This is a genomic window from Hymenobacter cheonanensis (assembly GCF_030581075.1).
GTDB lineage: Bacteria > Bacteroidota > Bacteroidia > Cytophagales > Hymenobacteraceae > Hymenobacter.
The window spans coordinates 194,931-220,176 of the sequence record NZ_JAUQSW010000008.1 but is presented as its reverse complement, the minus strand read 5'-3'; the positions used below and the strand labels follow the sequence as shown (position 1 = coordinate 220,176).

The window sequence follows — 25,246 nt, the reverse complement described above, 5'->3', positions numbered from 1 at the left end:
AACTCTTTTGCAGATGGGGTAAACGCCGCGGCGGGCATCAGAACAGCAGCCCGGGCTAGCCCAGGCCGCAAAATTTGCCAAGCGGCCCGTACCTTGAACTACGGTAGCAGCGGGCTCGTTTGCCCGGCTAGCCCCTTAGCCCTCAAAAGTATGTTGCTGAAGCGTCTTGCCCTGCTGTTGGTGTTGCTGGCCCCGGCCCTCGGGGCCCGCGCCAACCACATTTTTATCCCAATGGACAATACCCAGAAGGAATGCCTGAAGGCTTATGGCCTGTGCTACTGGGCGTTGAGCAAGCAGATAGAAATCGACTGGCTGCTCAATTATAAGGGCGGTTCCTTTGCCTGCGAGGCCCAGCCGGCCGTAGAAAATGAGCTGAACGTGCGCGGCATCACCTTCCAGACTATCTCGGAGGCGCAGTACACCGGCATTTTGCAGCAGATAGCCGACCCCGACGCCAACATGGACGTGATGAAGCTGGAGAAGGTGCCCAAAATAGCGGTGTATACGCCCAAGGGCAAGCAGCCCTGGGATGACGCCGTGACGATGGTGCTCACCTACGCCGAGATTCCTTACGACAAGATTTACGACGACGAGGTGCTCTCGGGCGTGCTGCCTAAGTACGACTGGCTGCACCTGCACCACGAAGACTTCACCGGCGAGTACGGCAAGTTTTACGCTACCTACCGCTACGCGCCCTGGTACCAGCAGCAGCAGCGCGAGGCCGAGGCCGCCGCCAAGCGCAACAACTTCAAGAAGGTGAGCGAGATGAAGGCGGCCGAAGCCGTGAAAATGCAGGAGTTTATCGCGGGTGGCGGCTTCATGTTTGCCATGTGCTCGGCCACCGATAGCTACGACATCGCCCTGGCCGGGCTAGGGGTCGATATGGTCGAGAGCATGTACGACGGCGACCCCGCCGACCCCAACGCCCAGAGCAAGCTCAACTTCAACCGCACGCTGGCCTTCCAGAACTTCCAGCTCTATATGAACCCGTTGCAGTACGAGTACTCCAACATCGACATGCAGCCCCAGGAGCGCGGCCTCTACGAGCAAAACGATTATTTCCAGCTCTTTACCTTCTCGGCCAAGTACGACCCGGTGCCGACCATGCTGACCCAGAACCACGAGAAAACCATCCATGGCTTCATGGGCCAAACCACGGCCTTCCGCAAAAGCCTCATCAAGCCCGACGTTATCGTGATGGGCGAAACCAAACAGGACGGCGAGGTGCGCTACATGCACGGCACCCTCGGCAAAGGCACCTGGACGTTCTACGGCGGCCACGACCCGGAAGACTACCAGCACCTCGTGGGCGAAGAGCCCACCGACCTCTCGCTGCACCCCAACTCGCCCGGCTACCGCCTGATTCTGAACAACGTGCTGTTTCCGGCGGCCAAGAAGAAGAAGCAGAAGACCTAGGCCAACAGGCTGCACTAGCCCGCCAACAAGCGGCTACGCCAGGGGTAGAAAAGCCCTGGCGTAGCCGCTTGTTATTTTGCAAAACTTCGCGTTTAGGTTTAGAAAGACAGTTGGTCCCAGAAAACCACCCGGCCCTCTTGGTTGTGCACGAACTGCACGCCACCATCCTGCGACACCACGATAGCCAGGCAATCGGGGGCGGCCAGGCACACGCGGTAGGCGGCGCGGTGGCGAGTGCCGCCGTGGTCCACGGCCACGGGCTGTAGCTCGGTGCCCTCCACGTTGAGGGCGCGGTATACCTGGTCGAGGGGTAGCTGGCTAGCTTGAATTTCCACCCCAAAGCCTACTATTTCAACCTGTTGCGTCAGCACCAGCGCCCCGTCTACGGCGGTCATGCCGGCGAGGTAGGCAGCAAAGCGCTCGATGCGCGCGGTGAGGGCCAGCACCTCGGTATCCTGCGCCTGCTGTAGGGCTTCCCAGGTGGCTTCGCCCCTGGCCAGCAGCCGGCGCACAATGGCCTGCACCAGCAGGGGGAAGCGGGGGCCGGCGCCGGCGGCTTGCAGCGGGTACTTGGGCCGCAGCAGCTTATCAGTGCCCAGCAACTCGGGCACCCGTGCCGTGGGCACCAGCACCACCAGCCCGCCGTGGCCGCCATCGCGGGTGCCGGCCAGGGCCCGCCGCTGCATATAGAGCGTGAATTGCACCATCAATTCCTCGTGCAGTAGCGACAGCGGGGCCGGGCCCAGCAGCCCGCCGGCCAGCAGGTGGTTTTCCAGAAAGCGGTTGTTGCCCCAGGCCCGCGGAAACTGCAAAAAGCCGTGCCCCTCGATGCGCCCGCGCTGCAACGTCAGCAGCCGCTGCGCGCCGTAGTAAAATACCAGGCTGCCCGGCCCGCTCACCTGCACCAGCAGCGCCGGGGGCGCGGCCGATGGCACCAGGCGCGGCCCATCGCCGCCCCGGTCCCACACGTGCTCACTAAATAGCATGCCCCAAATACGCAGCTCCTGGCCGCTAGCCTCTACGGCCAGCAGGCTGCCGGGCGGCTGCACGGCCGGGCTCAGGCGGCGTAATTCCTGCTCGTTGTAGGCCCGGGGCGTGCCGAAGCGCACAAAGTGGAAGTCGGTAAGCGCTACCGGCCGGGCTTCGAGCTGCGCGGCGGTGGCCAGGGCCACGTTGGCCTCTACCGCCCGGCCTTCCTCAAACAGCAGGCTGGCCTGGTAGAGCACCGAAATAAAATCGGTGAGCACGGCGGGCGCGGGCAGCGGCGCGGCGGCGGCAGGCCAGCACGCTTGCAGGGCCTCGGCCAGGTCTTGCGGATAGTAATGCGCGGTCATAAAAAGTCGGGCTAGCCGCTGTAACGCTCGCCAGTAGCTTGCTGCTACCAAATGTAGGCCGACCACCCTAGCCAGCCCTGGCTAGTGCCCTACCAGCATACACAAAAGCGGCGGCGCAAAGCGAATAACTCGCTCCACGCCGCCGCCTGGCTGTTGACTAGCCTTTCGGCGCTAGCCCTTCGCCGTGAGCGTGATGTACGGAATGATGCACTCCTCCAACGACACGCCGCCGTGCTGGAAGGTGTCCTTGTAGTAGTTCACGTAGTAATTGTAGTTGTTGGGGTAGGCGAAGAAATAGTCGCCTAGCGTGAAGACGTAGGCCGTACTCACGTTTTCGCGGGGCAGAAAAATGCTCTCCGGCTTGCGCACCACGTAAATGTCGCGGCTCTCGTCGAAGCCCAGGTTGCGGCCGTGCTTGTAGCGCAGGTTGGTATTCGTATTGCGGTCGCCCACAATCTTATACGGGCGCTTTACGCGGATGGTGCCGTGGTCGGTGGTGATGATGAGCTTACCCTTTTTCTCCGAAATAGTTTGCAGCATCTCGTAGAGCGGCGAGTGCAGAAACCACGAGCGGGTGAGGCTGCGGTAGGCGCTTTCGTCGGCGGCCAGCTCGCGTATCATCGCCATATCGGTGCGGGCGTGCGAAAGCATATCCACAAAGTTATAGACGATAACGTTGAGCTTATAGTTGTTGTGCAGGTTGCTCATCTTGCCCAGCAAGTCCTTGCCGGCCTGCAAGTTGGTTATCTTGTGGTAGCTGTGCTTGGCCTTTTGGTTGTTGCGCTGGAAGTTGATTTCCAGGAACTCGGCCTCGTGCAGGTTCTTGCCTTCCTCATCCTCGTCCCACACCCACAGGTTGGGGTATTTTTTTTGAATATCACCGGGCATCATACCCGCGAAGATGGCATTGCGGGCGTAGGCCGTGGTGGTGGGCAGAATGCTGTAGTACAGCTCCTCGCTATCCACCGTAAACAGCTCGGCAATAATAGGTTCGAGCACTTTCCACTGGTCGTAGCGCAGGTTGTCGATGAGCACGAAGTACACCGGCGTATCGCCGGTCTGCTTCATCAGCGGAAACACTTTTTCCTTGAACAACTGGTGCGACATCATGGGCGCGTCCTTATCGCGGCCGTTCACCCAATCCTCGTAGTTCTCAATGATGAAGCGGCCGAAGTAGGTGTTGGCCTCGTCCTTCTGCATGTTGAACACCTCGGCCATGCTCTTGCCTTCGGTTTCATTGATTTCCAACTCCCAGTAGGTCAGCTTCTTGTACACATCTACCCACTCCGAGGGCGAGAGGCGGTCGGAGAGCTGCATACCCAACTGGCGGAAGTCGCGCTGGTAGCCCGAGTTGGTAGCTTCGGTCACCAAGCGCTTGTTATCCAGCACTTTTTTCACCGACAGCAGAATCTGGTTCGGGTTGACGGGCTTGATGAGGTAATCGGCAATTTTAGCGCCGATGGCGCCCTCCATAATGTGCTCCTCCTCGCTCTTGGTAATCATCACCACGGGCACCGTGGGGCGCACCACCTTGATTTCGGTGAGCGTTTCGAGGCCGGTGAGGCCAGGCATATTCTCATCCAGAAAAACTAGGTCGTACGAGTTTTCCTGCACTTCTTCCAGCGCATCGGCGCCCGAGTTTACGGGCGTCACATCGTAACCTTTCTCCTTGAGAAACAGGATATGCGGCTTGAGGAGGTCAATTTCGTCGTCGGCCCAAAGAATGGAGTATCGTTGCATAAGCAGGGGCGCCAAGGCAGGCTTCGCGCGGTGGGAAAATGGGTAAGCGGTAGCGTTCTTAACGGCGGCTGGCCCGCCCCTAGTATGCCGGGGCGTAGGCGGGCCGTCCGTAGCTTTACCGCAAAACCGGGGTTTGGGTTCTTCAAAGCGCCGCTTAGTCGGCCAACCTGCCCCAAACCCCGGCCAACGCCCCCTAGCCTACCCCCGGGCCGCGCCTTGCTTGCGATGAATAAAAAGAAGATTTTCAACGACCCCGTGTACGGGTTCGTCACGGTGCCCACCGAGCTGCTGTTCGACCTCATCGAGCACCCCTACTTTCAGCGGCTGCGCCGCATTCAGCAGCTAGGGCTCACTAACTTCGTGTATCCCGGGGCGTTGCACACGCGCTTTCACCACGCGCTAGGGGCCATGCACCTCATGCAGCTGGCCCTGCGCACGCTCAAGGACAAGGGCGTGAAAATATCGGCCGCTGAGGGTGAGGCTGCCCAGATTGCCATTCTGCTGCACGACATTGGCCACGGCCCGCTCTCGCACGCCCTGGAAACCAGCATTTTCCAAGACGTGCCGCACGAGCAGCTCTCGCTCTTTCTCATGGAGCGGCTCAACGAGCAGTTTCCCGGCAAGCTGACCCTGGCCATCGAGATGTTCAAGGGCAGCTACGGACGCGAATTTTTCCACCAACTGGTTAGCTCCCAATTGGATATGGACCGGCTCGACTACCTCAACCGCGACTCGTTCTATACCGGCGTGCAGGAGGGCCGGCCGGGCGCCGACCGTCTCATCAAGATGCTGCAAGTGGTGGATGAGCGCCTGGTGCTGGAAGAAAAAGCCGTGTATTCGGTCGAAAACTTCCTGGTGAGCCGGCGGCTCATGTACTGGCAAGTGTATCTGCACAAGACCGTTACGAGCGCCGAGCAGATGGTTATTCGCACCATGCAGCGCGCCCGCGACCTGGCGCGCTCGGGCGTGCACGTGCCGGGCAGCAGCTGCCTTACTTACTTCCTGGGCCGCGCCGTAACCCTAGCCGAGTTTGAGCAGGACGCGCACATTCTCAATCACTTCACGCAGCTCGACGACATCGACATCTGGGCCGCCATCAAGCAGTGGACCAGCCACGAAGACAAGGTACTGAGCTTTCTGGCTAAGAGCCTGCTCAATCGGCAGCTCTTCAAAATCGTCATCAGCCCCGAGCCCTACGACGAGGAGTTTCAGCTCGGCATCGTGGAGCTGATTGCCGAGCAGTTTGGCCTGCCCGCCGACGATGCCCGCCAGCTCATGATAACCGGCCGCCTTAGCAACACGGCCTACGACCCGGCTAGCAACGAAACCATCAATATCCTCACCAAGCTCGGCAAGGTCGTGAACGTGGTGGAGGCGTCGGACCTACCCAATATTCGGGCCCTTAGCCAGAGAGTGCAGAAGTATTACATCTGCTACCCGAAGGAGATTTTGTAAGTGCTACCTGCCACTAACACAACGTGCTAAGACACCTGTCAGGCTGAGCTTGTCGAAGCATCTTGGTCGCACCGTCAGAATAACCCTAGCGGTACGACCAAGATGCTTCGACAAGCTCAGCATAACGTTTCTGTGTAAAATTCGGGTACAGCTGCGTGCTACTTCTGCACAAATTTCTTGCGCAGCTCGGCGATTTGCTCCTTGAATTTCTTATCGGAGTCTATCAAATCCGACACCGTTTGCACCGAGTGGATAACCGTGGCGTGGTCGCGGCCGCCGAAGTGGTAGCCAATGGTTTTGAGCGAATGGTTGGTGTGCTCCTTGGTGAAGTACATGGCCACCTGCCGGGCCGTAACTATTTCTTTCTTACGGGTTTTCTCCTTCAGTAGCGCCACGGGCACGCTGAAGTAGTCGGCCACCGTTTTCTGGATGAAGTCCACGTTCACCTCGGCTTCTACCTCCTCAATAATGTGGCGCAGGGCGCCTTTGGCCATTTCGAGGTCGATATCGCGGCGCGTGAGCACGCTCTGGGCCAGCAGCGTAGTGAGCACGCCTTCAAGCTCGCGCACGTTGGTGGGCACCGAGTGGGCCAGGTACTCCACTACCTGCGGGGCGATTTCCATGCCGTCCTGCTGCGCCTTGTTCTGGATAATGGCGATGCGCGTCTCGAAATCGGGGCTTTGCACGTCGGCGGTGAGGCCCCATTTGAAGCGCGAGAGCAGGCGGTCTTCCAGCCCTTGCAGCTCGCGCGGGGGGCGGTCGCTGGTCATCACAATCTGGCGCCCGCCCTGGTGCAAGTGGTTGAAGATGTGGAAGAACATCTCCTGGGTCTTGCCCTTATTGGCCAGAAACTGCACGTCGTCGAGGATAAGCACGTCGACGAGCAGGTAGAAGTTGGCGAAGTCCTGCACGGCGTTGCGCTGCAGGCTTTCGATAAACTGGTTGGTGAACTTCTCGGCCGAGACGTAGAGCACGAACTTCTCCATGTTCGTGGCCTTGATGTGGTTGCCGATGGCCTGCACGAGGTGCGTTTTGCCCAGGCCCACGCCGCCGTACACCATCAGCGGGTTGAAGGCGGTGGTGCCGGGCTTGTTGGCCACCGCGAGGCCAGCCGAGCGGGCTAGCCGGTTGCAGTCGCCCTCCACGTAGTTATCAAAGGTATACGTGGTATTGAGCTGCGAGGGCACGATGTTGCGGTCCATCGTTTTCACCGCGTCGAAGGGGTTGCGCAGCGTGGTGGCGGCTACCTGGGCGGCCGTGGCCGTGTTGCCGCCGGGCACCAGGTGGCGGGCCGCCGGCGTGGGCCGGCTAGGGGGCTGCACGCCGCCGGGCGCGGTGCCGTACTGGGGCCGCTCGGGCGGGGCGGCGTTGTTGGGGGCGGCCTTGCGGGTGGGCGGCAGGTGCATGGTTTTGGCCGAGGCCTGGGCGTTGCCCTGGTCTACTACCACGCTGTATTCGAGGCGGCCTTCGGGGCCTAGCTCCTGGTAAATGGCGCGCTTGAGTTCCTCCACGTAGTGCTCTTCGAGAAACTCGTAGAAGTACACGCTGGGCACCTGGATGGTGAGGACCTTGCCCTGTAGCTCGACCGGCGAAATGGGCTCAAACCACGTGCGGAAACTCTGCTCGCCCACCTCGGCGCGGATAACACGCAGGCAACTGGCCCAAACGGTGCGGAAATCCTGCGACATGGAGGTGAAAAAAAACAAGCTTGGGCGAAGGGCCCGCAACGAAAAAAAGCCCTCCAAGTTGGGCCGGTAACGTAACCGGCCCGACTTGGGGGGGACAAATTTGCGCATAAAGCAGCAGACAAAAAAGCCGCCAAAAGCTTGCTTTTATCGGCTGGCTAGCAGGTAGCGCCCACGGGCAGCACCAGGGCGCCGGTGGCGCGCACCGGCTGGGCACCGCGTCGCAAATCATAGTCGATGCGGCCCAGGTTGATGCCCGACCAGCCCACTTGGTTGATGAGCGTGACGTGGCCGGCCGGCCCCGTAATGGGCTCGGGCGCGGGCATAAAGGTGTGGGTATGCCCCCCCAGAATGAGGTCGATGCCGCCCACCTGAGCGGCCAGCTTGCGGTCGTCAAGCTTCTCGCTCTCATACTTGTAGCCCAAGTGCGAGAGGCAGATAACCATGTCGCAGTGCTCGCGCTCGCGCAGCTGCTGCACCTGGGCCTTGGCCACCGTTACGGGGTCGAGGTACTGGGTGGCGCCGAAGTTTTTGTCGGCCACTAGGCCCTTCAACTCGATGCCGAGGCCAAAAACGCCGATGCGGGCGCCGCCTTTCTCAAAAACTTTGTACGGGGCGAATTTACCGGCCACTGGCGTGCCCGAAAAGTCGTAGTTGGCGATGAGAAACGGAAAGCCGGCGTTGGGCAATTGTTTTTGCAAGCCTTCGAGGCCGTTGTCGAAATCGTGGTTGCCGAAGGTGCTGGCGTCGTATTTCATGCGGCTCATGAGCTTGTACTCGATTTCGCCCAGGAAGAAGTTGAAGTACGGCGTGCCCTGCCAGATGTCGCCCGAGTCGAGCAGCAGCACGTTGGGCTCCTGCTTGCGGATGCTGTCGATGAGGGCCTCGCGCCGGGCCATGCCCCCTAGCCCGGCCCACTGCGGGGCATTGTCGGGAAAGGGCTCGATGCGCGAGTGCATGTCGTTGGTGTGCAGAATAACCAGCCGCGACGAGCTGCCGGCGGCGTTGGCCACGAGGCTGGGGCCGAGCAGGCTCAGGCCGGCGGTACCGAGGATGGATTTTTGGAGGAAGGAACGGCGCTGCATGAGTTCAACTAGCTTTTTACTTTGAATTTACGCTTACCAATGGCTGTCATGCAGAGCGTAGCGAAGCATCTCGCGTGCTGACGTCTACAAACGTTAGAAATTACTACACCACGCGTGATGCTTCGCTACGCTCTGCATGACGAGTATTGGCGCTATCAGTTACCTGGCCGCACCCGGCCCTCGACCCTAGCCGTAACCGGCTGGCCGGCGGCAGTGAGCGCCTTGATGTGGTCGATGATAACGGTGCGCAGCAGCAGCCCGGTGTGGCGCAGCTTGGCGGCCTTGAGAAACTCCATGTGGTCGCCGCCGCCGGCCAGGTAGTCGGAGAGCGCGATGCGGTAGGTTTTGGCGGGGTCGAAAGGCTGGCCGCCGATGAGAATCTGCTGCGGCTTTTTATCGGGGCCCACGGCGTAGGTGGCGCCCGACACGGCCATGCCGATGGGCGCCGAGTAGTCGAACAGCTGCTGCACCACCGGGCCGGGGGCCTCCAGCACCACCAGCTCATTCTCGAACGGCATAAGCTCGAAGGCATTGCCAATGGTGATGGGGCCGGCGGGCAGCGCGTTGCGCATGCCGCCGTTGGTCATCACCCCTAGCTCAATGGTTTCGCCCTTGAAATACTGGCTGGCGGCGGTGCGCTGCAAGTCGGCCACGAAGTTGACGATGGGGTTCTCGCCGGGATTTTTGCCCAGCGCCACCGGGGCCTGGCCAATGACCTGCTGCATCTGCTTCTCGACCTGCTCGTGGAAGGGCCGGATGTAGTCGGCCGCGCCGGCATCGGGCACAATGGCGCTGCCCACGGGCTGGCTGGTGGTGGCCGGCAGGTGGGCGGTGGCTTGCAGCGGACCGCGCTGGCAGGCGGTGGCGAGGCTGCCTAGGGCCAGCGCAACTAGCACTGCCCGGCGGCGCGTTTCAACGAAGTGCATCGGCAATCGATAGTAGAAGACGGAAAGAGCCCGCAAAGGACGGACAATTTGCCGCAAAGTTGGCTAGCGGAGCTTGGTTTTCCGGAAGCGAGCCCCAGCCCCGGCCCGGCCCGCAGGCTGGGTCAGGGCTTGCTTACATCCAGGCCCAGCAGCACGGAGAAATAGGTAATCGGCGACGCCACTCCCGTGTAGTTGCTCAGGCCATTGGAGGTAGCCACCCGGGCCAGGAGCGCCAGGCGCCGCTCGCCGATAACGGGCACGCTCAGCCCGGCCCCGGCTTGCAGGCCAAACTGGTTGTACTGCACATCGCCTTCGGCGAAGTACGGGAGGCTAACGAGCGCTCCGGTTCCGGTTTGCACGCTAAAGGTCGATTTTGTCTGCCAGAGCCGGTGATATACCCCGCCGGCCTCTATAAAGGGCCGCAGGCGCGGGCTGCGCATGAGGGTGTAGCGCAGCATAATGGGCACGTGTATATACTGCAGGTCGAAGTGGTAGTTATTAACGCGCTGGGTGGGCAGGGCCGCCGTGTTCGGAATACCCGCGTACTCGCCATCGTACACCTCGTGGGCATATGTAGCTTCCAGCCGCACGCTCATGGTGCGCCGCGTGTGGGGCAGCGCCAGGGTGAGGCCCAGCCCGGCCACGGGGCTGGCCTGGTGCAGCGGCGGCGCCAGCTGAAAAAAGGAATCGCCGCCGCTCAGCTTCATAGTGCCAGCCTGGTAGCCGGCCAGCACGCTCAGCACCGCGCCCGGCCGCCGGGCGGGGGGTGGGGCCGCCACGGCCGCCGGCCCGCCCACGCAGGCATTGTACTGCGTGATGACCCGCGCCAGGGCCGCCTGCTGAAAAGACAGCTGCGGCAGCTGCACCTGCACGGCGGGGCAGGCGCGCAGGGCGGCAGCCAGCGTATCGCGGTAGAGCGAGCGAGTTTCGTAGGTATCCGGCCCGTTGCCGAAGGTTTTTTCGCGCCGCTCCGCTAGCTCCCGCAGGCGGGCGCCGGGGGCGCCCACGGCCACAAAGTAGCGCGTGTGGCCGGGCTGGTCGCGGCTGCTGTAGAGCTGCGCCGGGCCGGGCACCAGCACTTCCAGAAACAGCTGCTGCGGGGCGCTGGCCCCCGCAGCCGGGTCGGCCGGCGGCACGGCCCGCGCCCGGTAGGTGGCGCCGTGCACGATGCCGTAGGCCCGCAGGCTGGCGGGGGCATAATCGGTAATGGGGCCGGTGGCGGCGGGGCGAAAGCGGCACAACACGCTGTTGCGCCGGGCGCTTACCTCCTGCACCTGGCCGCGCACCGTATCGCCGGCCAGCGTTACCACGTAGCCGGGCTGGTAGCTGGCTTGCGCGTAGGCAGTGGTAGTAATAGCAGCCAGGGCTAGCAGCGCGCTCCCGATAAAGTAGTTGTTTTTCATATAAAAATTCAATGCTCCTATAAAGCAAATCCGACAAAGATAGCGTGCCCTCCGCCCGCCGGCAAGCAGCCGCGTATGCTAGGGTGCATGGTATCTTGCGGGGCCTGCGGGCGGGCGCCACCGCCGCGCTGCCCGCGGCCCACTTGCTTATGACTGACTCTTCCCTGCCACCTACCCCACCCGTTTCTTTTCCCGAGTTTGCGCCCGTCACTACCGCCCAGTGGCAGGCCCAGCTAGCCCGCGAAGCCAAGGGCGCCGACCCCGCCAGCCTGCGCTGGACGCTGCCCGATGGCCTGGTGGCCGAGCCTTTTTACCACCGCGAGGCCCTGGCCACCCTGGGCGGCGCGCCCGCCCCGCTGCCGCCGCGCCCCACTTCCTGCCGCAACGTAGTGGCCCTAACGGTGCCGGCCGGCACCGACGGCCGCCTCCAGATAGAGCAGGGCGCCGATGCGCTGGCCCGCGGGGCCGAGGGCCTGCACTTTTTATTTCATACCGACCCCGTAGCCTTTGCCGTGGCCGAGCTGGCCGAGCGCCTGCCCCTGGCTACCACCTGGGTGGGCTACACCGTGCTGCACAGCCCTGACGCACTACTGGAGCGCCTGCGCACGGCCGGCAATGGCCAGCCGCTGCAAGGGTTTCTGCGGTTTGCGCCCACGGCTGTGCCCGAGGGGGCCGAGCTGCTGCCCTTCCGCACCATGCTGCGGCGCTGCCTGGCGCTGGCGCGCGACTGGCCCGAGTTTTCGACCCTAGCCGTGAACGGGACGTATTTCGGCAACCGGGGCGCAACGCTCACGCAGCAGCTGGCCTTCAGCCTGAGCACCGCCGCTGCCATGCTGGCCGAGCTGCCCGACGAGGCCAGCGGCCTTACCCCGGCCGACGTGGCGCGGGCCATCCACCTCGATTTTGCCATCGGGCCCAGCTACTTCCCCGAAATGGCCCGGCTGCGGGCGGCGCGCCGGCTGTGGGCCACGCTGCTACACGCCCACGGGCTGCCGGCGGCGGGCGCGGCCGCGCTGCCCATTCATGCCACTACTTCGACCTGGACGCAGACCACCCTCGACCCGCACACCAACCTGCTGCGCCATACCACCGAGGCCATGAGCGCCGTGCTCGGCGGGGCCGACTCCATTCAGGTGGCGGCTTTCGACTGCCTCTACCAGGCGCCCAACGAGTTTAGCGCCCGGCTGGCCCGCAACCTGCCCGTTATCCTCAAAGACGAGGCCCACCTCGACTGGGTGGCCGACCCGGCCGCCGGCTCCTACTTTCTCGAAACCCTGACCGACGAGCTGGCCCGCGCCGCCTGGACCGAGTTTCAGGCCCTTGAGGCCCAGGGCGGCATGCTGCACGCCCGCGCCCGCGCCCTGGAAGCCGTGAGCCAGGCCGGCCTCGAAAAATTCAAGCGCATTGCCACCGGGCAGGATGTGGTGGTGGGCACCAACCGCTTCCAGAACCCGAACGAGAAGTTCGATTTCCAGCCCAAGCAGCTGCTGCGCTCGCGCGACTTCGACACCACCCGCGCCACCTACCCCAGCGAGGTGCTGCGCTTGGCCACGGCCCTGCACTTCGAGCGCCGCGCCAACCAGGACAAGCAGGCCACCCTCGTGCTGCTGGGCGGCGCCCGCGTAAACGAGGACATCGCCGATGCCTTCTGGCACCTGCTGCACCCTAGCGAGCGCGCGGCCGCGCCGCCCGCGTCCGACATTGCCCCCGAGTCGTACTCGATACTGTTTTCCAAGCCCGAGGAAGCCACCCTCATGTACGCCCGCCCCGAGCAGTTCGACCACCTGGCGCGGGTGGTGCAGCAGGTGCCCGCCGGCCACGTCTTCGACGTGCCCGCACTCATCACCTCCGACCTGGCTACGCTGCTGGAGGCCGTGCGGGTGTTCGGCTTCAAAGAATTTGTGGTGGAAGGCCACCGCACGGAAGAGGTATTGGCCAGGCTGCAAGGGCGGTAAAAACGCCTGTCATTGCGAGGAGGAACGACGAAGCAATCGCACCCGAACGGCTCGTTGAATCCTCGTTTTGATGCGATTGCTTCGTCGTTCCTCCTCGCAATGACAACCGGATACGTTAGTAATTTCTATGAATTCCCGCCCCGACTTTTCCACTATTGCCTACGACGCCGCTAGCCTCCGGCCCGCGCCCAAGCCCACCGATTACCCCAGCGCCGGGCCGGCCGTGTACACGGCTGCCGAGGTGGCGCACCTGCCGCACCTGGGCTTTGGTGCGGGCATAGCCCCTTATCTACGAGGCCCTTATGCCAGCATGTACGTGCGCTCGCCCTGGACCGTGCGCCAGTACGCGGGCTTTTCCACGGCCGAGGAGTCGAACGCCTTTTACCGGCGCAACCTGGCCGGCGGGCAGAAGGGCCTGAGCGTGGCCTTCGACCTGGCTACGCACCGGGGCTACGACTCGGACCACCCCCGCGTGGTGGGCGACGTGGGCAAGGCCGGCGTGGCCATCGACTCGGTGGAGGACATGAAAATCCTGTTCGACCAGATTCCGCTGGGCGAAATGTCAGTTAGCATGACCATGAACGGGGCCGTGCTGCCGGTGCTAGCCTTCTTCATCGTGGCGGCCGAGGAGCAGGGTGTGCCACCCGAGAAGCTGACGGGCACGATTCAGAACGACATTCTGAAGGAGTTTATGGTGCGCAACACCTACATCTACCCGCCCGCGCCGAGCATGCGGCTCATCGCCGACATCTTCGCCTACACGGCCGAGCATATGCCCAAGTTCAACAGCATCAGCATCTCGGGCTACCACATGCACGAGGCCGGCGCCACTGCCGAGCTGGAGCTGGCCTACACCCTGGCCGATGGCTTGCAGTACGTGCGCGCCGGGCTGGCGGCGGGCCTCAAGATTGACGACTTTGCCCCGCGCCTCTCCTTCTTCTGGGGCATCGGCATGAACCACTTCCTGGAAATTGCCAAGCTGCGCGCTGGCCGCCTGCTGTGGGCCAAGCTCATCAAGCAATTCGAGCCCAAGAGCGAGAAAAGCCTGGCCCTGCGCACGCACTGCCAGACTTCAGGCTACTCGCTCACCGCCCAGGACCCCTTCAACAACGTGGCCCGCACCACCGTGGAAGCCCTGGCCGCGGCCCTCGGCGGCACCCAGAGCCTGCACACCAATGCCCTCGATGAGGCCCTAGCCCTGCCCACCGACTTCTCGGCCCGCATTGCCCGCAACACCCAGTTGTATTTGCAGTACGAAACCGACATCACCAAAGTAGTAGACCCCTGGGGCGGCTCGTACTACGTGGAAAGCCTCACCGCCGACCTCGCCAACCAGGCCTGGGCCCTGATGGAAGAAGTGGAGGCCCTCGGCGGCATGGCCGCGGCCATCGAAACCGGCCTGCCCAAGCTGCGCATCGAAGAAGCCGCCGCCCGCAAGCAGTCGCGCATCGACACCGGCCAGGAGGTGATTGTGGGCGTCAATAAATACCTGGCCCCCGAGGGCGAGGCCCCGCTCGACGTGCTGCAAATCGACAACGACGCGGTGCGCGAAAGCCAGGTAGCCCGGCTGCAGAAAATCCGCGCCGAGCGCGACAATGAGGCGGTGCAGGCGGCCCTGGCCGCCCTCACCGCCGCCGCTACCGACACTTCCCAAAACCTGCTGGCCCTAGCCGTGACCGCCGCCCGCGCCCGCGCTACCCTTGGCGAAATTTCCGATGCGCTCGAAGCGGCCTGGGGCCGCCACCAGGCCACCAGCCGTACCGTGCAGGGCATCTACCAGCAGGGCATGAGCGACAACGCCGACTTTGCCCAGGCCCGCCGCGCGGCCGAGGATTTCGCCGCCCGCGAGGGCCGTCGCCCCCGCATGCTCGTGGCCAAAATGGGCCAAGATGGCCACGACCGCGGTGCCAAAATCATCGCCACTTCCTTTGCCGACGTGGGCTTCGACGTGGATTTGGCGCCCCTCTTTCAAACCCCCGCCGAGGTAGCCCGCCAGGCCGTGGATAACGACGTGCACGTGGTGGGCGTGAGCAGCCTGGCCGCCGGCCACAACACGCTGCTGCCCCAGCTCATCCATGAGCTAGCCCAAGAAGGTCGCCCCGACATTCTCGTCATCGCCGGCGGCGTCATTCCGCCCCAGGACTACCAGCAGCTCTACGACGCGGGCGTGGCCGGCATCTACGGCCCAGGCACCGTGATAGCCAAGGCCGCGCTGGAAATTCTAGGCAAGCTTTAATCACCCGCTATTTTTCTTTGTCCCTCATGGAAAATCCTGCTGCCCCCGCCCCCCCGGCCGCTGCTCTGCTCGAACGCCTGAGCCAGCAACTCACCACCTCCGCCACGGCCCAGGCCGTGTATGGCACGCCCGTCGAGCGCGACGGCATCACGGTCATTCCGGTGGCTAAGGCCAGCTACGGCTTCGGCGGTGGCGGGGGTAGCGGCACGAAGGAAGGCAAATCTACCGGCGGCGGCCTGGGCGCCGGGGCCGGTGTGCTGCTCACGCCCGTGGGCTACATCGAGCTGCGCGAGGGCCGCAGCCGCTTCCGGTCCATTCAGCCCTCGGCCCTGCCGCTGGTGGCGGTGAGCGGCGCTATTGCCTGGCTGCTATTAAGGAGTGTACCCAAGTTGCTGGGTGACCGGCGCGGGAAGTAGTTTACCTAATTTTTGATTCTGGCTATTTGATTGAACCATCGCTTTCTCTACGCCTGAGCTATAGGCACCCCGATAACTAGAGATACACTTGGTACTTTGAAAGAACAAAACCGCTTTTCAACTTATATTCCGCAACTCTGACTTACACATCGAGCATTTTTTAACAAAACGACTTTTATGCATAATTCTTCAAACAAACCCCAAAGTTTTGAAAATAATATTGCTGAACGAATTAAGAGAGCTGTGGAAAAAGCTCAGGCAGTGATTCTAAGTGATTCGCAGCAAGTTGATGATGCGCCAAAGATTGCACAACAGATAATAGACTCTGAGTTCCCTCATGCGAAACTAAGCATAGAGGAGGGAGTAACGAGACCTTCTCAGCATGAGAATATTCCTCTTTCTAAGCTAGGAAGCGGTACGGTTGGGGGCTTAAACCTACGTGACGTACTACGTAAGACATGGACGATTAATGGGCCCTCGACATTTTCTTCTTATATTAAACATAGCAACTATTTAACCTCTTATAAGGATAGTTCTATTACGGTAGAAATTCTACTCCAAAATGGCGGCTTAGATAGCTTAGAAGTTCGACAGGAAAAGAAGAAAGAACTTGACTTAATAAGTCAGGATTTGCAGCGTCAGGTTGACGCTATCAATGATAGAATAGCATCAATTAGAATGCAATTACTTCCTGAAGCAATTACGACTATCACTAATGTATTGCAGAGACAGTATAACGCGCAGCAGAAGCAGAAAAGGCTTGATGACTTTTTTAACCTTTAATACCTCACAGCAGAAAGACTCATTGTTTTCAATGAGTCTTTTTATTAAAAAATTCCGCAGACCCATGCCCCTCTTCGCCGACCTCGACCGCCTCAAGGCGGAGTTGGATGCTCTGCGCCCCCTCGCCCCCGAGCAGGAGCAGCGGGTGCTGCAAAAGTTTCGGCTCGACTGGAACTACCACTCCAACGCCATTGAGGGCAACTCGCTGACGCTGGGCGAAACGCGCTCGCTGCTGCTGCACGGCCTCACGGCGGAGGGTAAGCCGCTGCGCGACCACCTCGACATCAAGGGCCACGACGAGGCTGTGCGCGGGCTCGAAGAGATTGTGCACGACGACCGGCCCCTCACCGAGCAGTTCATCCGCGAAATGCATCAGGTGCTGCTCGGCGACGAGCACTACAAGCCGGCCTACACGGCTACTGGCCAGCCCACGCGCCAACGCATAGTGCCCGGCCAGTACAAAACGAGCAGCAACAACGTGCGCACGGCCACCGGCGAAACCTTCTACTTCGCCAGCCCCGAGGAAACCCCGGCGCGCATGAACGACCTTCTTATCTGGTATCGCGAGGAGGTCGAAGCACCTACGCTGCACCCCGTAGCCCTAGCGGCGGAGTTTCACCATCGCTTCGTCAGTATCCATCCGTTTGATGATGGCAACGGCCGCATGTCGCGCCTGCTGATGAACCTGATTCTGATGCGGCACGGCTACCCCATCACCGTTATCAAAGCCGACGAAACCACCCGCAACCGCTACCTCGCCGCCCTCTCCGAAGCCGATGCGGGCGAGCCGGAACCGTTTCTGCGCTTCATCATCGAAAACGTGGAAGCCTCGCTGCGGCTGATGATTCGGGCGGCGAAGGGAGAATCTATTGACGAGCCAGATGACTTAGATAAGAAGTTGGCACTGTTGAAAAAAACTCTTGACCGGGAGGATAGTCCAGAATTTGGCTGGAATATTCAGACTAAGATAAAGCTTTACAATAGCTTTCTCAAACCTTGGCTTGACAATTTATTAGAGCAGGTATCAAAGTTTGATTTTGCTTTTTTAGAAAAATCTTTTTCTATTTCTTTATTCGATGAAGGCTCACCATTTCCAGAAGAAATTGAACTACTTAAATTAACGTCTTTATCAGAATCCATCGCTGGCATTTTCATTAATGATAGAAGCTTTTTTAATGATTTTGAATTAACTATTAAATGGAAAGCTTTCAGGCAAAAATTTAATGATTTTGATTTAAGTCTAAGCTTTGATTTTACGTTCGGCAAAGCATCATTCAAAATCCAAAGCCGCCTATACACTCCTAGTCAAAAAGACCGGAAGCAGACCTTAGAACTGTTTGAGTTACCTTATAGAAACAATTATAATTATGCCCAAATTCACGAAATCAATTATCAACTAGCCAATAAAGTCTACGACTTCATCGCCGCCAAGCTAGCCGAGGCCGATACGCCACCCGCATAACCCCAGGCCCGCCCTATCCGGTGGGCCTTTTTGCGGCCTGCACCTTTCCTTTGAGCAACTAACCCTTCCGCTACTTATCATGCACTTATTCAGCCAGCTGCTTATCGGCCTGGTGGCCCTTATTCACGCCTATATCGTGTGGCTGGAGATGTTTGCCTGGACCACGCGGGGGCCGAAGGTGTTCAAGTCGCTGCCGGCCGAGCTGTTTCCGGCGACCAAGACGCTGGCCGGCAACCAAGGCTTATACAACGGCTTTCTGGTGGCGGGGCTGGGGTGGGCGCTGCTCATTGCTGCCCCCGCGTGGCACCGCAGCGTGGGCACGTTTTTTCTGGGGTGCGTGGCGGTGGCGGGGCTCTACGGGGCAGCCACGGCGGGCCGGCGCATCTTGCTGGTGCAAACGCTGCCGGCGCTGCTGGCCCTGGCGGCGCTGTGGCTAGCCTAGCCAAGGAGCCCCGAGCCGGCCGCCGGGGCGGGCACCAGCGGCTCGGGGCCATCGACCACGGCGCGGGTTTTGGGTAGGCACTCGGGGTACCGGGCCTGGAGAAAGGCCACCAGCTTTTCTCGTACCTCGCAGCGCAGCTCGAAGGCGATGGAGGCATCGGCGGCGCTGACCAGGGCGCGCAGCTGGATGGTGCGCTCCTGGGCATCGGTGACGTGGAGCAGGGCCACGCGGCCGTCCCAGCGGGGGCTGGCGGCGGCGATGCGGGCCAGCTCGGCGCGCACTTCCTCGACGGGCAGGGTGTAGTCGGCGTAGAAAAAGACCGTGCCCAGCAGCTGCGACGAGGTGCGCGTCCAGTTCTGGAACGGCTTTTCGATGAAGTAATCGAGCGGCAGCACCAGCCGGCGCTCGTCCCAGAGCTTCATAATGACGTTGGTGAAGGTGATTTCTTCGACCCGGCCCCACTCCCCTTCCACCACCAGCACGTCGTCGATGCGGATGGGCTGGGTGAAGGCTATCTGGAAGCCGGCCAGCAGGTTGCTGAGCGAGCGCTGCGCCGCAAAGCCGACGATAACGCTGGCAATGCCCGCCGAGGTAAGCAGGCCCGCCCCGATGCGGCGCACCGTGGCAAAGCTCATTAGCACCAGCGCCAGGGCTACGAAAAAGATGAGCGAGACGCCGATTTTTTTCACAAACTGCAACTGGGTGAGCAGCTTACGCACGGCCAGGTTGTTGTCGCGGTCGAGGCGATAGTGCGCCAGCACCAGGTCTTCGAGCACCTCCATGGCCCGCATCAGCACCCAGGCGAAGGTGATGATGGAGGCAATACCCACCACCCGGCGCACTGCTTCGAGCGGGCCGGGGGCTAGCGGGGCCAGCGGCAGCAGCACCGCCACCAGCAGCACCGGCACGAAGAACGACAGGGCCAGCCCCAGGTGCCGGCACACGGAGGCCGCCAGCGCCGAGCCGGTGCGGCGCTCATAAGCCCGCAACGCCCAAAACAGCCCCACTTTAAGCAGAAACCCGCCCACCAGGCTGCCGCCCATCACAAGCAGGGCAATAAGGCCACCAGGCAACTGGTCGAAAAAGCTAAGCACGTATTCTTTCATAAGCAGCCGGCCGGGGTAGTCGGCCCGGCCCTGGCGTGTACCCGCAGCCCGGTCGAAAGGTTGGTAGCGGGCTAGCGGGGAAGCTTGTTGGTTGCTGGCGCCGGGCAGCGCCTCGCGCCAGCGGCCCTCCGCATCGGCGCCAGCCCAACCTACTTCTGAGGCGCATTTCAATCAAAACCAGCCCCTAGTGGGTTTAGGGCCGAAGTACTTTTCCAATTTCTCTACTCATGGACCTCCAACTCACTCATAAAACGGCGCTCATCACGGGTTCTACGGGCGGCATCGGGCTAGCCATTGCCCAGCGCCTGGCGGCCGAGGGCGCGGCCGTTATCCTCACCGGGCGCACCGAAGCGCGCCTTGCCGAGGCCAGGCAAGCCATTCTGGCCCGCACGCCGGGCGCGCAGGTCAGCGGCGTGGCCGTCGATTTTGAGCAGGCTAGCCAGGTCGAAAGCTTATTGAAGCAGGTGCCCACGGTCGATATTCTCATCAACAACATCGGCATTTTCGAGCCCAAGCCGTTTGTCGAGATTACCGACGCCGAGTGGCTGCGCTTTTTTGAGGTGAACGTGCTGAGCGGCGTGCGGCTGGCGCGGCAGTATTTCCCGCTCTTGCTACAGCAGGGCTGGGGCCGCATCCTGTTCATTTCGAGCGAGTCGGCTATCCAGACGCCGAGCGAGATGATACACTACGGCATGACCAAAACCGCTCAGCTGGCCGTGGCGCGTGGCCTGGCCGAACTCACCAAAGGCACCCAGGTAACGGTGAATTCGCTGCTGCCCGGCCCCACGGCCTCGGAGGGCGTGGAAGAATTTTTGAAGAAGCTGGCCGGCGAGGGCAAAACCCGCGCGGAGGCCGAGCACGAGTTTTTCCGCGATGCGCGGCCCTCGTCCCTGCTCCAGCGCTTCATTGCGGTGGAGGAGATTGCCAACACGGCTGCCTACCTGGTGAGCCCCCTAGCGGCCGCCACCACCGGCGCCTCGGTGCGCGCCGACGGCGGCCTGCTGCGCCAGATTTAGGGCAAACCAAGCTTGCTCCAAGAGGCCGGCCGGGAAAGAATGACTAGCGTGCTTTAGCTTGCGGGCACCTAGTTATTTCTTTCTTACTGCATGAAAAAAACGCTCTACTTACTTGGCTTGCTGCTGGCAGGCGGGCCGGCGCTGGCCCAGAAGCTTAGCCAACCCGTTGTCGGCTCCTACATGGCCGTTAAGGAGTTTAAGCTGCTGCTCAATCAGCCGCTGCTGGTGGTGCTGCCCGAGGCGTTGCCGGCCAACGCCCCCCCCATGCTAGGCCTGCGCACGCCGGCCCAGCGGCAGGCCTACAACCAAAACGCGGCCGCCGCGCAAGCCGCCTGGGCGGCGGCGGCCACGTTCTGGCGCTTGTCGCCGAGCATTACCATTATCAAAGAAGAGGCGCTGGCAGGCCTGGTGGCCGACAAGCAGCAGGCTCACGTGGTGCTCAACCTCGCCCCCGAGTCGCTGAAGCTCTACCACATGGGCAAGCTGGAAAGGGAAACGATGGAAGCCAAAGGCGCCAGCCTGCGGAATGCCCTTAAGCCGGCCGGCTCGGTGGGGCCAATGGGCATGAACCGGCTTTCCGGCACCCCGGGCCTCCCGCCGGGTATGCGCGAGGCGGCTCACCAAAGCCTGTATTGCTACCCCAACGACTACTGGTTTCAGACCTACCACCCCAGCGACCTCATCACCACGGTGCAGCAGCTGCAAGCCTACGTGCAGCAATGCGCCGAGGGCAAGGATGAGGAGGAGATTGCGCGCGCTGCCGAGGCGCGCATCAGCCAAGGCGCGGCGGTACTGCGCAGCAAAACCCTGCTGCTCGACCGCGCGCAGCTAGCCCCCAAGCTAACGGAGGCAGCTATTGCGGCGGCCTACCCCTTTCCGGTACTCGTGACGGACCGGGCCGCTATCGAAACGGCCGTGGCCGCCGCCGACCCGCGCTACCTCTACCTGCACTACGTGGCCGTGAGCAGCGCCGCCAGCCTCACTACGGGGGTCAAGCAGGCGTATCAGGTAGTAGATGTGGCCAATGGTCAGGCTGTCAGCTACGCCACTTTTCGCCAAAAAGACGAAACCCTGGCCGGCACGGTGCAAGACAAGCTGCTGAAGGAGCTAGTGAAGCAAACCGGCGCCAGCAGCCAGTAGCGCGCATAAAACGCGCCGGTGCCAAAGCCCGCTGACCAAAAACCGGCGGGCTTTGACCCGGGCAGCAGGTCGCCGCTCGGTTAGTCTTCCTGCTCGGGGCCGCCGAGCAGCTTCCAGGCTACTTCGTTGCCCTGCTGGCCGGCCAGGTGCAGGGCCGACATACCGCGGTAGTCGTGGATGGAGGCGTCGGCGCCGGCGTCGAGCAGGATTTTCACGATTTCATTACGCCCAAACAGCGTGGCAAACATGAGGGCCGTGCCGCCGTTGCCGTTGCGCAAATCGAGGCTGGCGTGGCGCTCGATGAGCAGGCGCGCAATGTCGGCGTAGCCCTTGAAGCTAACGCCCATCAGGGCCGAGTTGCCGCTGGCATCTTGCAGGTTGGGGTTGGCGCCGGCGTCGAGCAGCACGCGGGCGGCGTCGAGGTGGTTGTCGTAGGTTGCCAGAATGAGGGCGGTGTAGCCCTTGCCATTCTGAGCGTTGAGGTAGACCTGCGGGTTTTGAAGCAGCTCTTTTAGTTGGGCCACATCGCCGCGTCGGGCGGCGTCGTAGAGCAGGTCGTTCAGTCGGGCAGAGGAAGGGGACATAAGTAGGTTGGGCTTCGGAACTGCTACGACAAACCGGGGACCAGGGATGTTTGCGTGTAGGGTAAGCTTTAGTTGCCGGGCGCTCGCATGAGGCTACCTGGCGCCCGGCAAGCTAAAGCTTACCCTACATATTCTTAATGAGTGCGGCGTAGAAGCGAATAACATCCGGGTAAGCGCCGGCGCGCAGGCGCTCGTTGGTGCCGTGCAGGCTTTCGATGGCCACCTGGTTCATGAGCACCGGTATGAAGCGGTAGGTGGCCTGCGGGCAGAGGCTAGCGTAGGCGCGGGCATCGGTGGCGCCCACCACCACGTAGGGCGCCACCAGCGCCCGCGGAAACACGCTCCGGATGGTGCGGTGCAGCGTGGCAAAGGCCGCATTATCGGTGCCCGACACGGGCGTGGCATCGCGCCCCTCACCCACTGTCCGTAGTTGAATTTGGGGGTCGTCGATAATTTCCCGCACCCGGCGCAGCACGGCCGCCACCGAGTCGCCGGGCAGCAGCCGGAAATTGACGGTGGCCGTGGCTCGGTCGGGCAGCACATTATCCTTATCGCCACCCCGCATAATGGTAGGCGCCGTGGTGGTGCGCAGCGCCGCGTTGCCGGAGGGTGTGGCGGCCAGCGTTTTCTTAATCAACGGCCCAAACACCCACTGATTGGCAAACACCAGCCGCTTGCCGAAGGGCACGGCCGGCGCCAGGTAGGCTAGCAGGCCGCTCACGCCCCCATCGAGCCGCGCCGGAAACGGCTGGGCTTCGAGCTTAGCCACGGCGGCGGCCACCCGGCCCACGCTCGTGAGGGCCGGCGGCATGGAGGAGTGCCCGCCCGGCCCGGTGGCCGACAGCTCCAGGGTGAGGTAGCCCTTCTCGCTCACGCCCACCAGGGCCACGGGCTGGGTTAGGCCCGCCACGCCATCGGCCTTCACGAGGCCCCCCTCATCGAGCACCATTTCCAGCTGCGGGTGCTGGGTTTGCAGCAAGGCCGCCAGGGCCGCCGCGCCGCGCCGGCCCTGGGTTTCTTCGTCGTGGCCGAAGGCGAGCAGCACCGTGCGCCGGGGCCGGAAACCGGCGCGCAGCAACGCCTCCACGGCTTCGAGCTGGCCCAGCACGTTGAGCTTGTCATCGAGGGCACCGCGGCCGTAGAGGTAGCCGCCGGCCTGCTGCCCGGCAAAGGGCGGGCGCACCCACTGGCTATCGGTACCGGGCAGCACGGGCACTACATCCTGGTGGGCCAGCAGCAGCAGTGGCTTCAGGGCCGCGTTGGTGCCAGGCCACTCGTAGAGCAGGCCGTAGCGGTTGACTTTCTGCAGCCTGAGACGTTGGTGCACGAGCGGAAACGTGCGTTGCAAGTAGGCCTGAAACTGGTCGAAGGGCAGCGTGTCGGTTTCGGCATACCGGGTGCGCGACACGGTAGGAATGCGCAGCGCCCCGGCCAGGTGGGCCAGCGCCGAATCGGGCACCACAGCCACGGCCGGGGCGGCAGGCACCGCCCCGAGCTGGTGGTTGGGCAGGCGCAGGGTATTGGCGAGCAGCACGGCAGCCAAGCCGATAAGTATCAAAAGCAGGCCGAGTAGAAAGCGACGCATAGGCTTGTTTTTAATTATAAAATTTAAGCAAGTTTGCCCTTTTGACGCTAACCTCACCCCCTAGCCCCCGCCCCTTGGAGAGAGGGGAAGCTAGCTTTTAGTCTTAGGTTCTAGACACTAAACTAGAGCTAGTTCCCCCTCTCCTTAGGGAGAGGGGGCTAGGGGGTGAGGTCCACGCGTTGGGCGTTATCCAGCGAGATACTGCGCTCCATATAGTCACCTTTACCCCACCAGCCGCTGCGCCCAGCGGCCCAGGCCGGGCAACTGCGCCAGCCGCGTACCCAGGTTCATGAGCCAGGGCCGGGTGCCGAGCAGGCGCTGCAAGCGGTAGCTGTGCGCCAGCTGCGGCCCTAGCCGGCGCTGCAGCTCGGCATCGTACTTCGCCATAAACGCGGCGCTGAAATCCTGCTTTGCAACGCATTCGCGCACCTGCGCGGCGGCCATGATGCCGCTGCGAATGGCCAGGTCGATGCCGTGGCCCTGCAAAGGGTCGATGAGCGAGGCCGCGTCGCCGCACAGCAAAAAGCGGGCGCCGCTGGCCGGGCGCTGCCGCCCGCCGCCCATGGGCAGCCCAAAGCCCCGGATGGGCCCTATCTGCTGCGCCTCGCGGAAGCGGCTGGCTAGCCCGGGGTGCGTGGCCAGCTGTTCGAGCAGCAGCTTTTTGAGGTCGATTTTATGCTTGGCTACCAATTCGGAGAGCATACCCAGGCCAACGTTGTAGCGCCCCGCTCCCACCGGAAACAGCCACAGGTAGCCCGCCAGGTGGTTGCGGCTGAAGAAAAACTCGGTGGTGCCGCTCTCCGCACCGGCCACGTTTTCGAAGTAGGCGCGCACGCCGGCGCTGTGGTGGGCGCGGGCCAGGCGGGCCTCGGGCAGCAGCCGGCGGCCCACCACCGAGTTGGCCCCGTCGCAGCCAACGACGAGGCCAGCCCTGATTTCCCGGCCATCGGCCAAGTGCAGGTGGGCGCAGTCGGCAGTTATGGCTATCGTTTTCAGTGCCGCGCTTTCGAGCACTTCGGTGGCCGTGTGCTGGCGCACGAGGGCTAGCAGGGCGGCGTCGAAACTGAGGCGCGGGCTGTTGAAGGTAGGCAGCTTCCAGTGCATATAAAAGCTGCCGCCGCTGGGGGCTACCAGCCGGCTGCGGCGCACATCGTCGCGCGGCTGCAGCTGCCAGAGGGCATCGGTGTAGGCGGGGTCGAGTTGGCGCAACGCTTTAAGGGCGTGGCCCGGCACGGCATCGCCGCACACCTTATCGCGCGGAAAAGTGGCCTTGTCGAGCAGCGCTACCCGCAGGCCGCTGCCGCGCAGGGCCAGCGCGCAGGCCGTGCCCGCGGGGCCGGCGCCCACGATGGCCACGTCGTAGGCAGGTAAAACAGCGGCAGAATCAGACACGTGGTAAAGGTAAAAGGCCGTCGGCTTTTGGCCCGCCCGGCACATTTCTGGCCCCAATAGGATTACCCCAATCAGCCGGGCTAGG

At 62.5% G+C, this 25,246-nt stretch carries 20 protein-coding genes; 10 read left to right on the top strand and 10 right to left on the bottom strand.

The genetic code is table 11. The features are described 5' to 3' along the window. Nucleotides 1-150 precede the first annotated feature (150 nt). Nucleotides 151-1,416 (top strand): asparagine synthetase B, encoded by a 1,266-nt coding sequence (locus Q5H89_RS16110; protein ID WP_305020368.1) that lies wholly within the window; start codon nucleotides 151-153, stop codon nucleotides 1,414-1,416. A gap of 98 nt (nucleotides 1,417-1,514) precedes the next feature. Here Q5H89_RS16110 and Q5H89_RS16105 read toward each other — a convergent pair whose 3' ends face one another. Further along, entirely contained in the window at nucleotides 1,515-2,750 is a 1,236-nt protein-coding gene (locus tag Q5H89_RS16105) for a putative sensor domain DACNV-containing protein (RefSeq protein ID WP_305020367.1), read from the bottom strand. 171 nt (nucleotides 2,751-2,921) lie between these two features. After that, nucleotides 2,922-4,490 carry a T9SS response regulator signal transducer PorX gene (gene porX / locus Q5H89_RS16100; protein ID WP_305020366.1) on the bottom strand — a complete coding sequence of 523 codons (1,569 nt, stop codon included), beginning with the start codon at nucleotides 4,488-4,490 and terminating at the stop codon, nucleotides 2,922-2,924. Nucleotides 4,491-4,715: 225 nt separating this feature from the next. Between porX and Q5H89_RS16095 the strand changes: the two genes are divergently transcribed. Next, a complete protein-coding gene (locus tag Q5H89_RS16095; RefSeq protein ID WP_305020365.1) occupies nucleotides 4,716-5,945 on the top strand; it encodes an HD domain-containing protein in 1,230 nt (409 codons plus the stop codon). A 158-nt stretch (nucleotides 5,946-6,103) separates the two neighbouring features. Here the strand turns inward: Q5H89_RS16095 and dnaA are convergent, their stop codons facing one another. From dnaA to Q5H89_RS16075, 4 genes are all read right to left on the bottom strand, one after another. Continuing rightward, nucleotides 6,104-7,633: a chromosomal replication initiator protein DnaA gene (gene dnaA / locus Q5H89_RS16090; protein WP_305020364.1), complete on the bottom strand. Its 1,530-nt coding sequence runs from the start codon at nucleotides 7,631-7,633 to the stop codon at nucleotides 6,104-6,106. A gap of 155 nt (nucleotides 7,634-7,788) precedes the next feature. Next, on the bottom strand, nucleotides 7,789-8,715 hold the full coding sequence (locus Q5H89_RS16085) for a bifunctional metallophosphatase/5'-nucleotidase (protein ID WP_305020363.1): 927 nt from the start codon (nucleotides 8,713-8,715) through the stop codon (nucleotides 7,789-7,791). 155 nt (nucleotides 8,716-8,870) lie between these two features. Then, entirely contained in the window at nucleotides 8,871-9,641 is a 771-nt protein-coding gene (locus Q5H89_RS16080; RefSeq protein ID WP_305020362.1) for a 5'-nucleotidase C-terminal domain-containing protein, read from the bottom strand. Nucleotides 9,642-9,763: 122 nt separating this feature from the next. After that, the gene (locus Q5H89_RS16075; RefSeq protein ID WP_305020361.1) at nucleotides 9,764-11,044 is read right to left on the bottom strand and encodes an outer membrane beta-barrel protein; all 1,281 of its coding nucleotides are present in this window, start codon (nucleotides 11,042-11,044) and stop codon (nucleotides 9,764-9,766) included. A 149-nt stretch (nucleotides 11,045-11,193) separates the two neighbouring features. Here Q5H89_RS16075 and Q5H89_RS16070 point away from each other — a divergent pair, with 149 nt between their 5' ends. From Q5H89_RS16070 to Q5H89_RS16045, 6 genes are all read left to right on the top strand, one after another. Further along, nucleotides 11,194-12,999 carry a methylmalonyl-CoA mutase family protein gene (locus tag Q5H89_RS16070; RefSeq protein ID WP_305020360.1) on the top strand — a complete coding sequence of 602 codons (1,806 nt, stop codon included), beginning with the start codon at nucleotides 11,194-11,196 and terminating at the stop codon, nucleotides 12,997-12,999. 127 nt (nucleotides 13,000-13,126) lie between these two features. Further along, the gene (gene scpA, locus Q5H89_RS16065; protein ID WP_305020359.1) at nucleotides 13,127-15,235 is read left to right on the top strand and encodes a methylmalonyl-CoA mutase; all 2,109 of its coding nucleotides are present in this window, start codon (nucleotides 13,127-13,129) and stop codon (nucleotides 15,233-15,235) included. A gap of 26 nt (nucleotides 15,236-15,261) precedes the next feature. Beyond that, nucleotides 15,262-15,651: a spore germination protein GerW family protein gene (locus tag Q5H89_RS16060; RefSeq protein WP_305020358.1), complete on the top strand. Its 390-nt coding sequence runs from the start codon at nucleotides 15,262-15,264 to the stop codon at nucleotides 15,649-15,651. A gap of 177 nt (nucleotides 15,652-15,828) precedes the next feature. Continuing rightward, complete coding sequence (locus Q5H89_RS16055) at nucleotides 15,829-16,434, top strand: hypothetical protein (protein ID WP_305020357.1); 606 nt, start codon at nucleotides 15,829-15,831, stop codon at nucleotides 16,432-16,434. A gap of 64 nt (nucleotides 16,435-16,498) precedes the next feature. Continuing rightward, entirely contained in the window at nucleotides 16,499-17,896 is a 1,398-nt protein-coding gene (locus Q5H89_RS16050) for a Fic family protein (protein WP_305020356.1), read from the top strand. A 79-nt stretch (nucleotides 17,897-17,975) separates the two neighbouring features. After that, nucleotides 17,976-18,338, top strand: a complete 363-nt coding sequence (locus tag Q5H89_RS16045; RefSeq protein ID WP_305020355.1) for a DUF1304 domain-containing protein — start codon at nucleotides 17,976-17,978, stop codon at nucleotides 18,336-18,338. Here Q5H89_RS16045 and Q5H89_RS16040 read toward each other — a convergent pair. Continuing rightward, nucleotides 18,335-19,615, bottom strand: a complete 1,281-nt coding sequence (locus Q5H89_RS16040) for a mechanosensitive ion channel family protein (RefSeq protein WP_305020354.1) — start codon at nucleotides 19,613-19,615, stop codon at nucleotides 18,335-18,337. The genes Q5H89_RS16045 and Q5H89_RS16040 overlap by 4 nt on opposite strands. A 56-nt stretch (nucleotides 19,616-19,671) precedes the next feature. Here Q5H89_RS16040 and Q5H89_RS16035 point away from each other — a divergent pair, with 56 nt between their 5' ends. Together Q5H89_RS16035 and Q5H89_RS16030 are read left to right on the top strand one after the other, a co-directional pair. Continuing rightward, on the top strand, nucleotides 19,672-20,460 hold the full coding sequence (locus Q5H89_RS16035) for an SDR family NAD(P)-dependent oxidoreductase (protein ID WP_305020353.1): 789 nt from the start codon (nucleotides 19,672-19,674) through the stop codon (nucleotides 20,458-20,460). Nucleotides 20,461-20,550: 90 nt separating this feature from the next. After that, nucleotides 20,551-21,600 carry a hypothetical protein gene (locus tag Q5H89_RS16030; protein WP_305020352.1) on the top strand — a complete coding sequence of 350 codons (1,050 nt, stop codon included), beginning with the start codon at nucleotides 20,551-20,553 and terminating at the stop codon, nucleotides 21,598-21,600. 80 nt (nucleotides 21,601-21,680) lie between these two features. Here the strand turns inward: Q5H89_RS16030 and Q5H89_RS16025 are convergent, their stop codons facing one another. From Q5H89_RS16025 to Q5H89_RS16015, 3 genes are all read right to left on the bottom strand, one after another. Next, nucleotides 21,681-22,184, bottom strand: a complete 504-nt coding sequence (locus Q5H89_RS16025; protein ID WP_305020351.1) for an ankyrin repeat domain-containing protein — start codon at nucleotides 22,182-22,184, stop codon at nucleotides 21,681-21,683. A 124-nt stretch (nucleotides 22,185-22,308) separates the two neighbouring features. Beyond that, nucleotides 22,309-23,769: a M20/M25/M40 family metallo-hydrolase gene (locus tag Q5H89_RS16020; RefSeq protein ID WP_305020350.1), complete on the bottom strand. Its 1,461-nt coding sequence runs from the start codon at nucleotides 23,767-23,769 to the stop codon at nucleotides 22,309-22,311. Nucleotides 23,770-23,991: 222 nt separating this feature from the next. After that, entirely contained in the window at nucleotides 23,992-25,161 is a 1,170-nt protein-coding gene (locus tag Q5H89_RS16015; protein WP_305020349.1) for an NAD(P)/FAD-dependent oxidoreductase, read from the bottom strand. Nucleotides 25,162-25,246 lie beyond the last annotated feature (85 nt).

Bases quoted from the DNA above. Each gene is read 5' to 3' on its own strand.
- Q5H89_RS16110 (WP_305020368.1), top strand. From the start codon at position 151: ATGTTGCTGAAGCGTCTTGCCCTGCTGTTGGTGTTGCTGGCCCCGGCC.
- Q5H89_RS16105 (WP_305020367.1), bottom strand. From the start codon at position 2,750: ATGACCGCGCATTACTATCCGCAAGACCTGGCCGAGGCCCTGCAAGCG.
- porX (WP_305020366.1), bottom strand. From the start codon at position 4,490: ATGCAACGATACTCCATTCTTTGGGCCGACGACGAAATTGACCTCCTC.
- Q5H89_RS16095 (WP_305020365.1), top strand. From the start codon at position 4,716: ATGAATAAAAAGAAGATTTTCAACGACCCCGTGTACGGGTTCGTCACG.
- dnaA (WP_305020364.1), bottom strand. From the start codon at position 7,633: ATGTCGCAGGATTTCCGCACCGTTTGGGCCAGTTGCCTGCGTGTTATC.
- Q5H89_RS16085 (WP_305020363.1), bottom strand. From the start codon at position 8,715: ATGCAGCGCCGTTCCTTCCTCCAAAAATCCATCCTCGGTACCGCCGGC.
- Q5H89_RS16080 (WP_305020362.1), bottom strand. From the start codon at position 9,641: ATGCACTTCGTTGAAACGCGCCGCCGGGCAGTGCTAGTTGCGCTGGCC.
- Q5H89_RS16075 (WP_305020361.1), bottom strand. From the start codon at position 11,044: ATGAAAAACAACTACTTTATCGGGAGCGCGCTGCTAGCCCTGGCTGCT.
- Q5H89_RS16070 (WP_305020360.1), top strand. From the start codon at position 11,194: ATGACTGACTCTTCCCTGCCACCTACCCCACCCGTTTCTTTTCCCGAG.
- scpA (WP_305020359.1), top strand. From the start codon at position 13,127: ATGAATTCCCGCCCCGACTTTTCCACTATTGCCTACGACGCCGCTAGC.
- Q5H89_RS16060 (WP_305020358.1), top strand. From the start codon at position 15,262: ATGGAAAATCCTGCTGCCCCCGCCCCCCCGGCCGCTGCTCTGCTCGAA.
- Q5H89_RS16055 (WP_305020357.1), top strand. From the start codon at position 15,829: ATGCATAATTCTTCAAACAAACCCCAAAGTTTTGAAAATAATATTGCT.
- Q5H89_RS16050 (WP_305020356.1), top strand. From the start codon at position 16,499: ATGCCCCTCTTCGCCGACCTCGACCGCCTCAAGGCGGAGTTGGATGCT.
- Q5H89_RS16045 (WP_305020355.1), top strand. From the start codon at position 17,976: ATGCACTTATTCAGCCAGCTGCTTATCGGCCTGGTGGCCCTTATTCAC.
- Q5H89_RS16035 (WP_305020353.1), top strand. From the start codon at position 19,672: ATGGACCTCCAACTCACTCATAAAACGGCGCTCATCACGGGTTCTACG.
- Q5H89_RS16030 (WP_305020352.1), top strand. From the start codon at position 20,551: ATGAAAAAAACGCTCTACTTACTTGGCTTGCTGCTGGCAGGCGGGCCG.
- Q5H89_RS16025 (WP_305020351.1), bottom strand. From the start codon at position 22,184: ATGTCCCCTTCCTCTGCCCGACTGAACGACCTGCTCTACGACGCCGCC.
- Q5H89_RS16020 (WP_305020350.1), bottom strand. From the start codon at position 23,769: ATGCGTCGCTTTCTACTCGGCCTGCTTTTGATACTTATCGGCTTGGCT.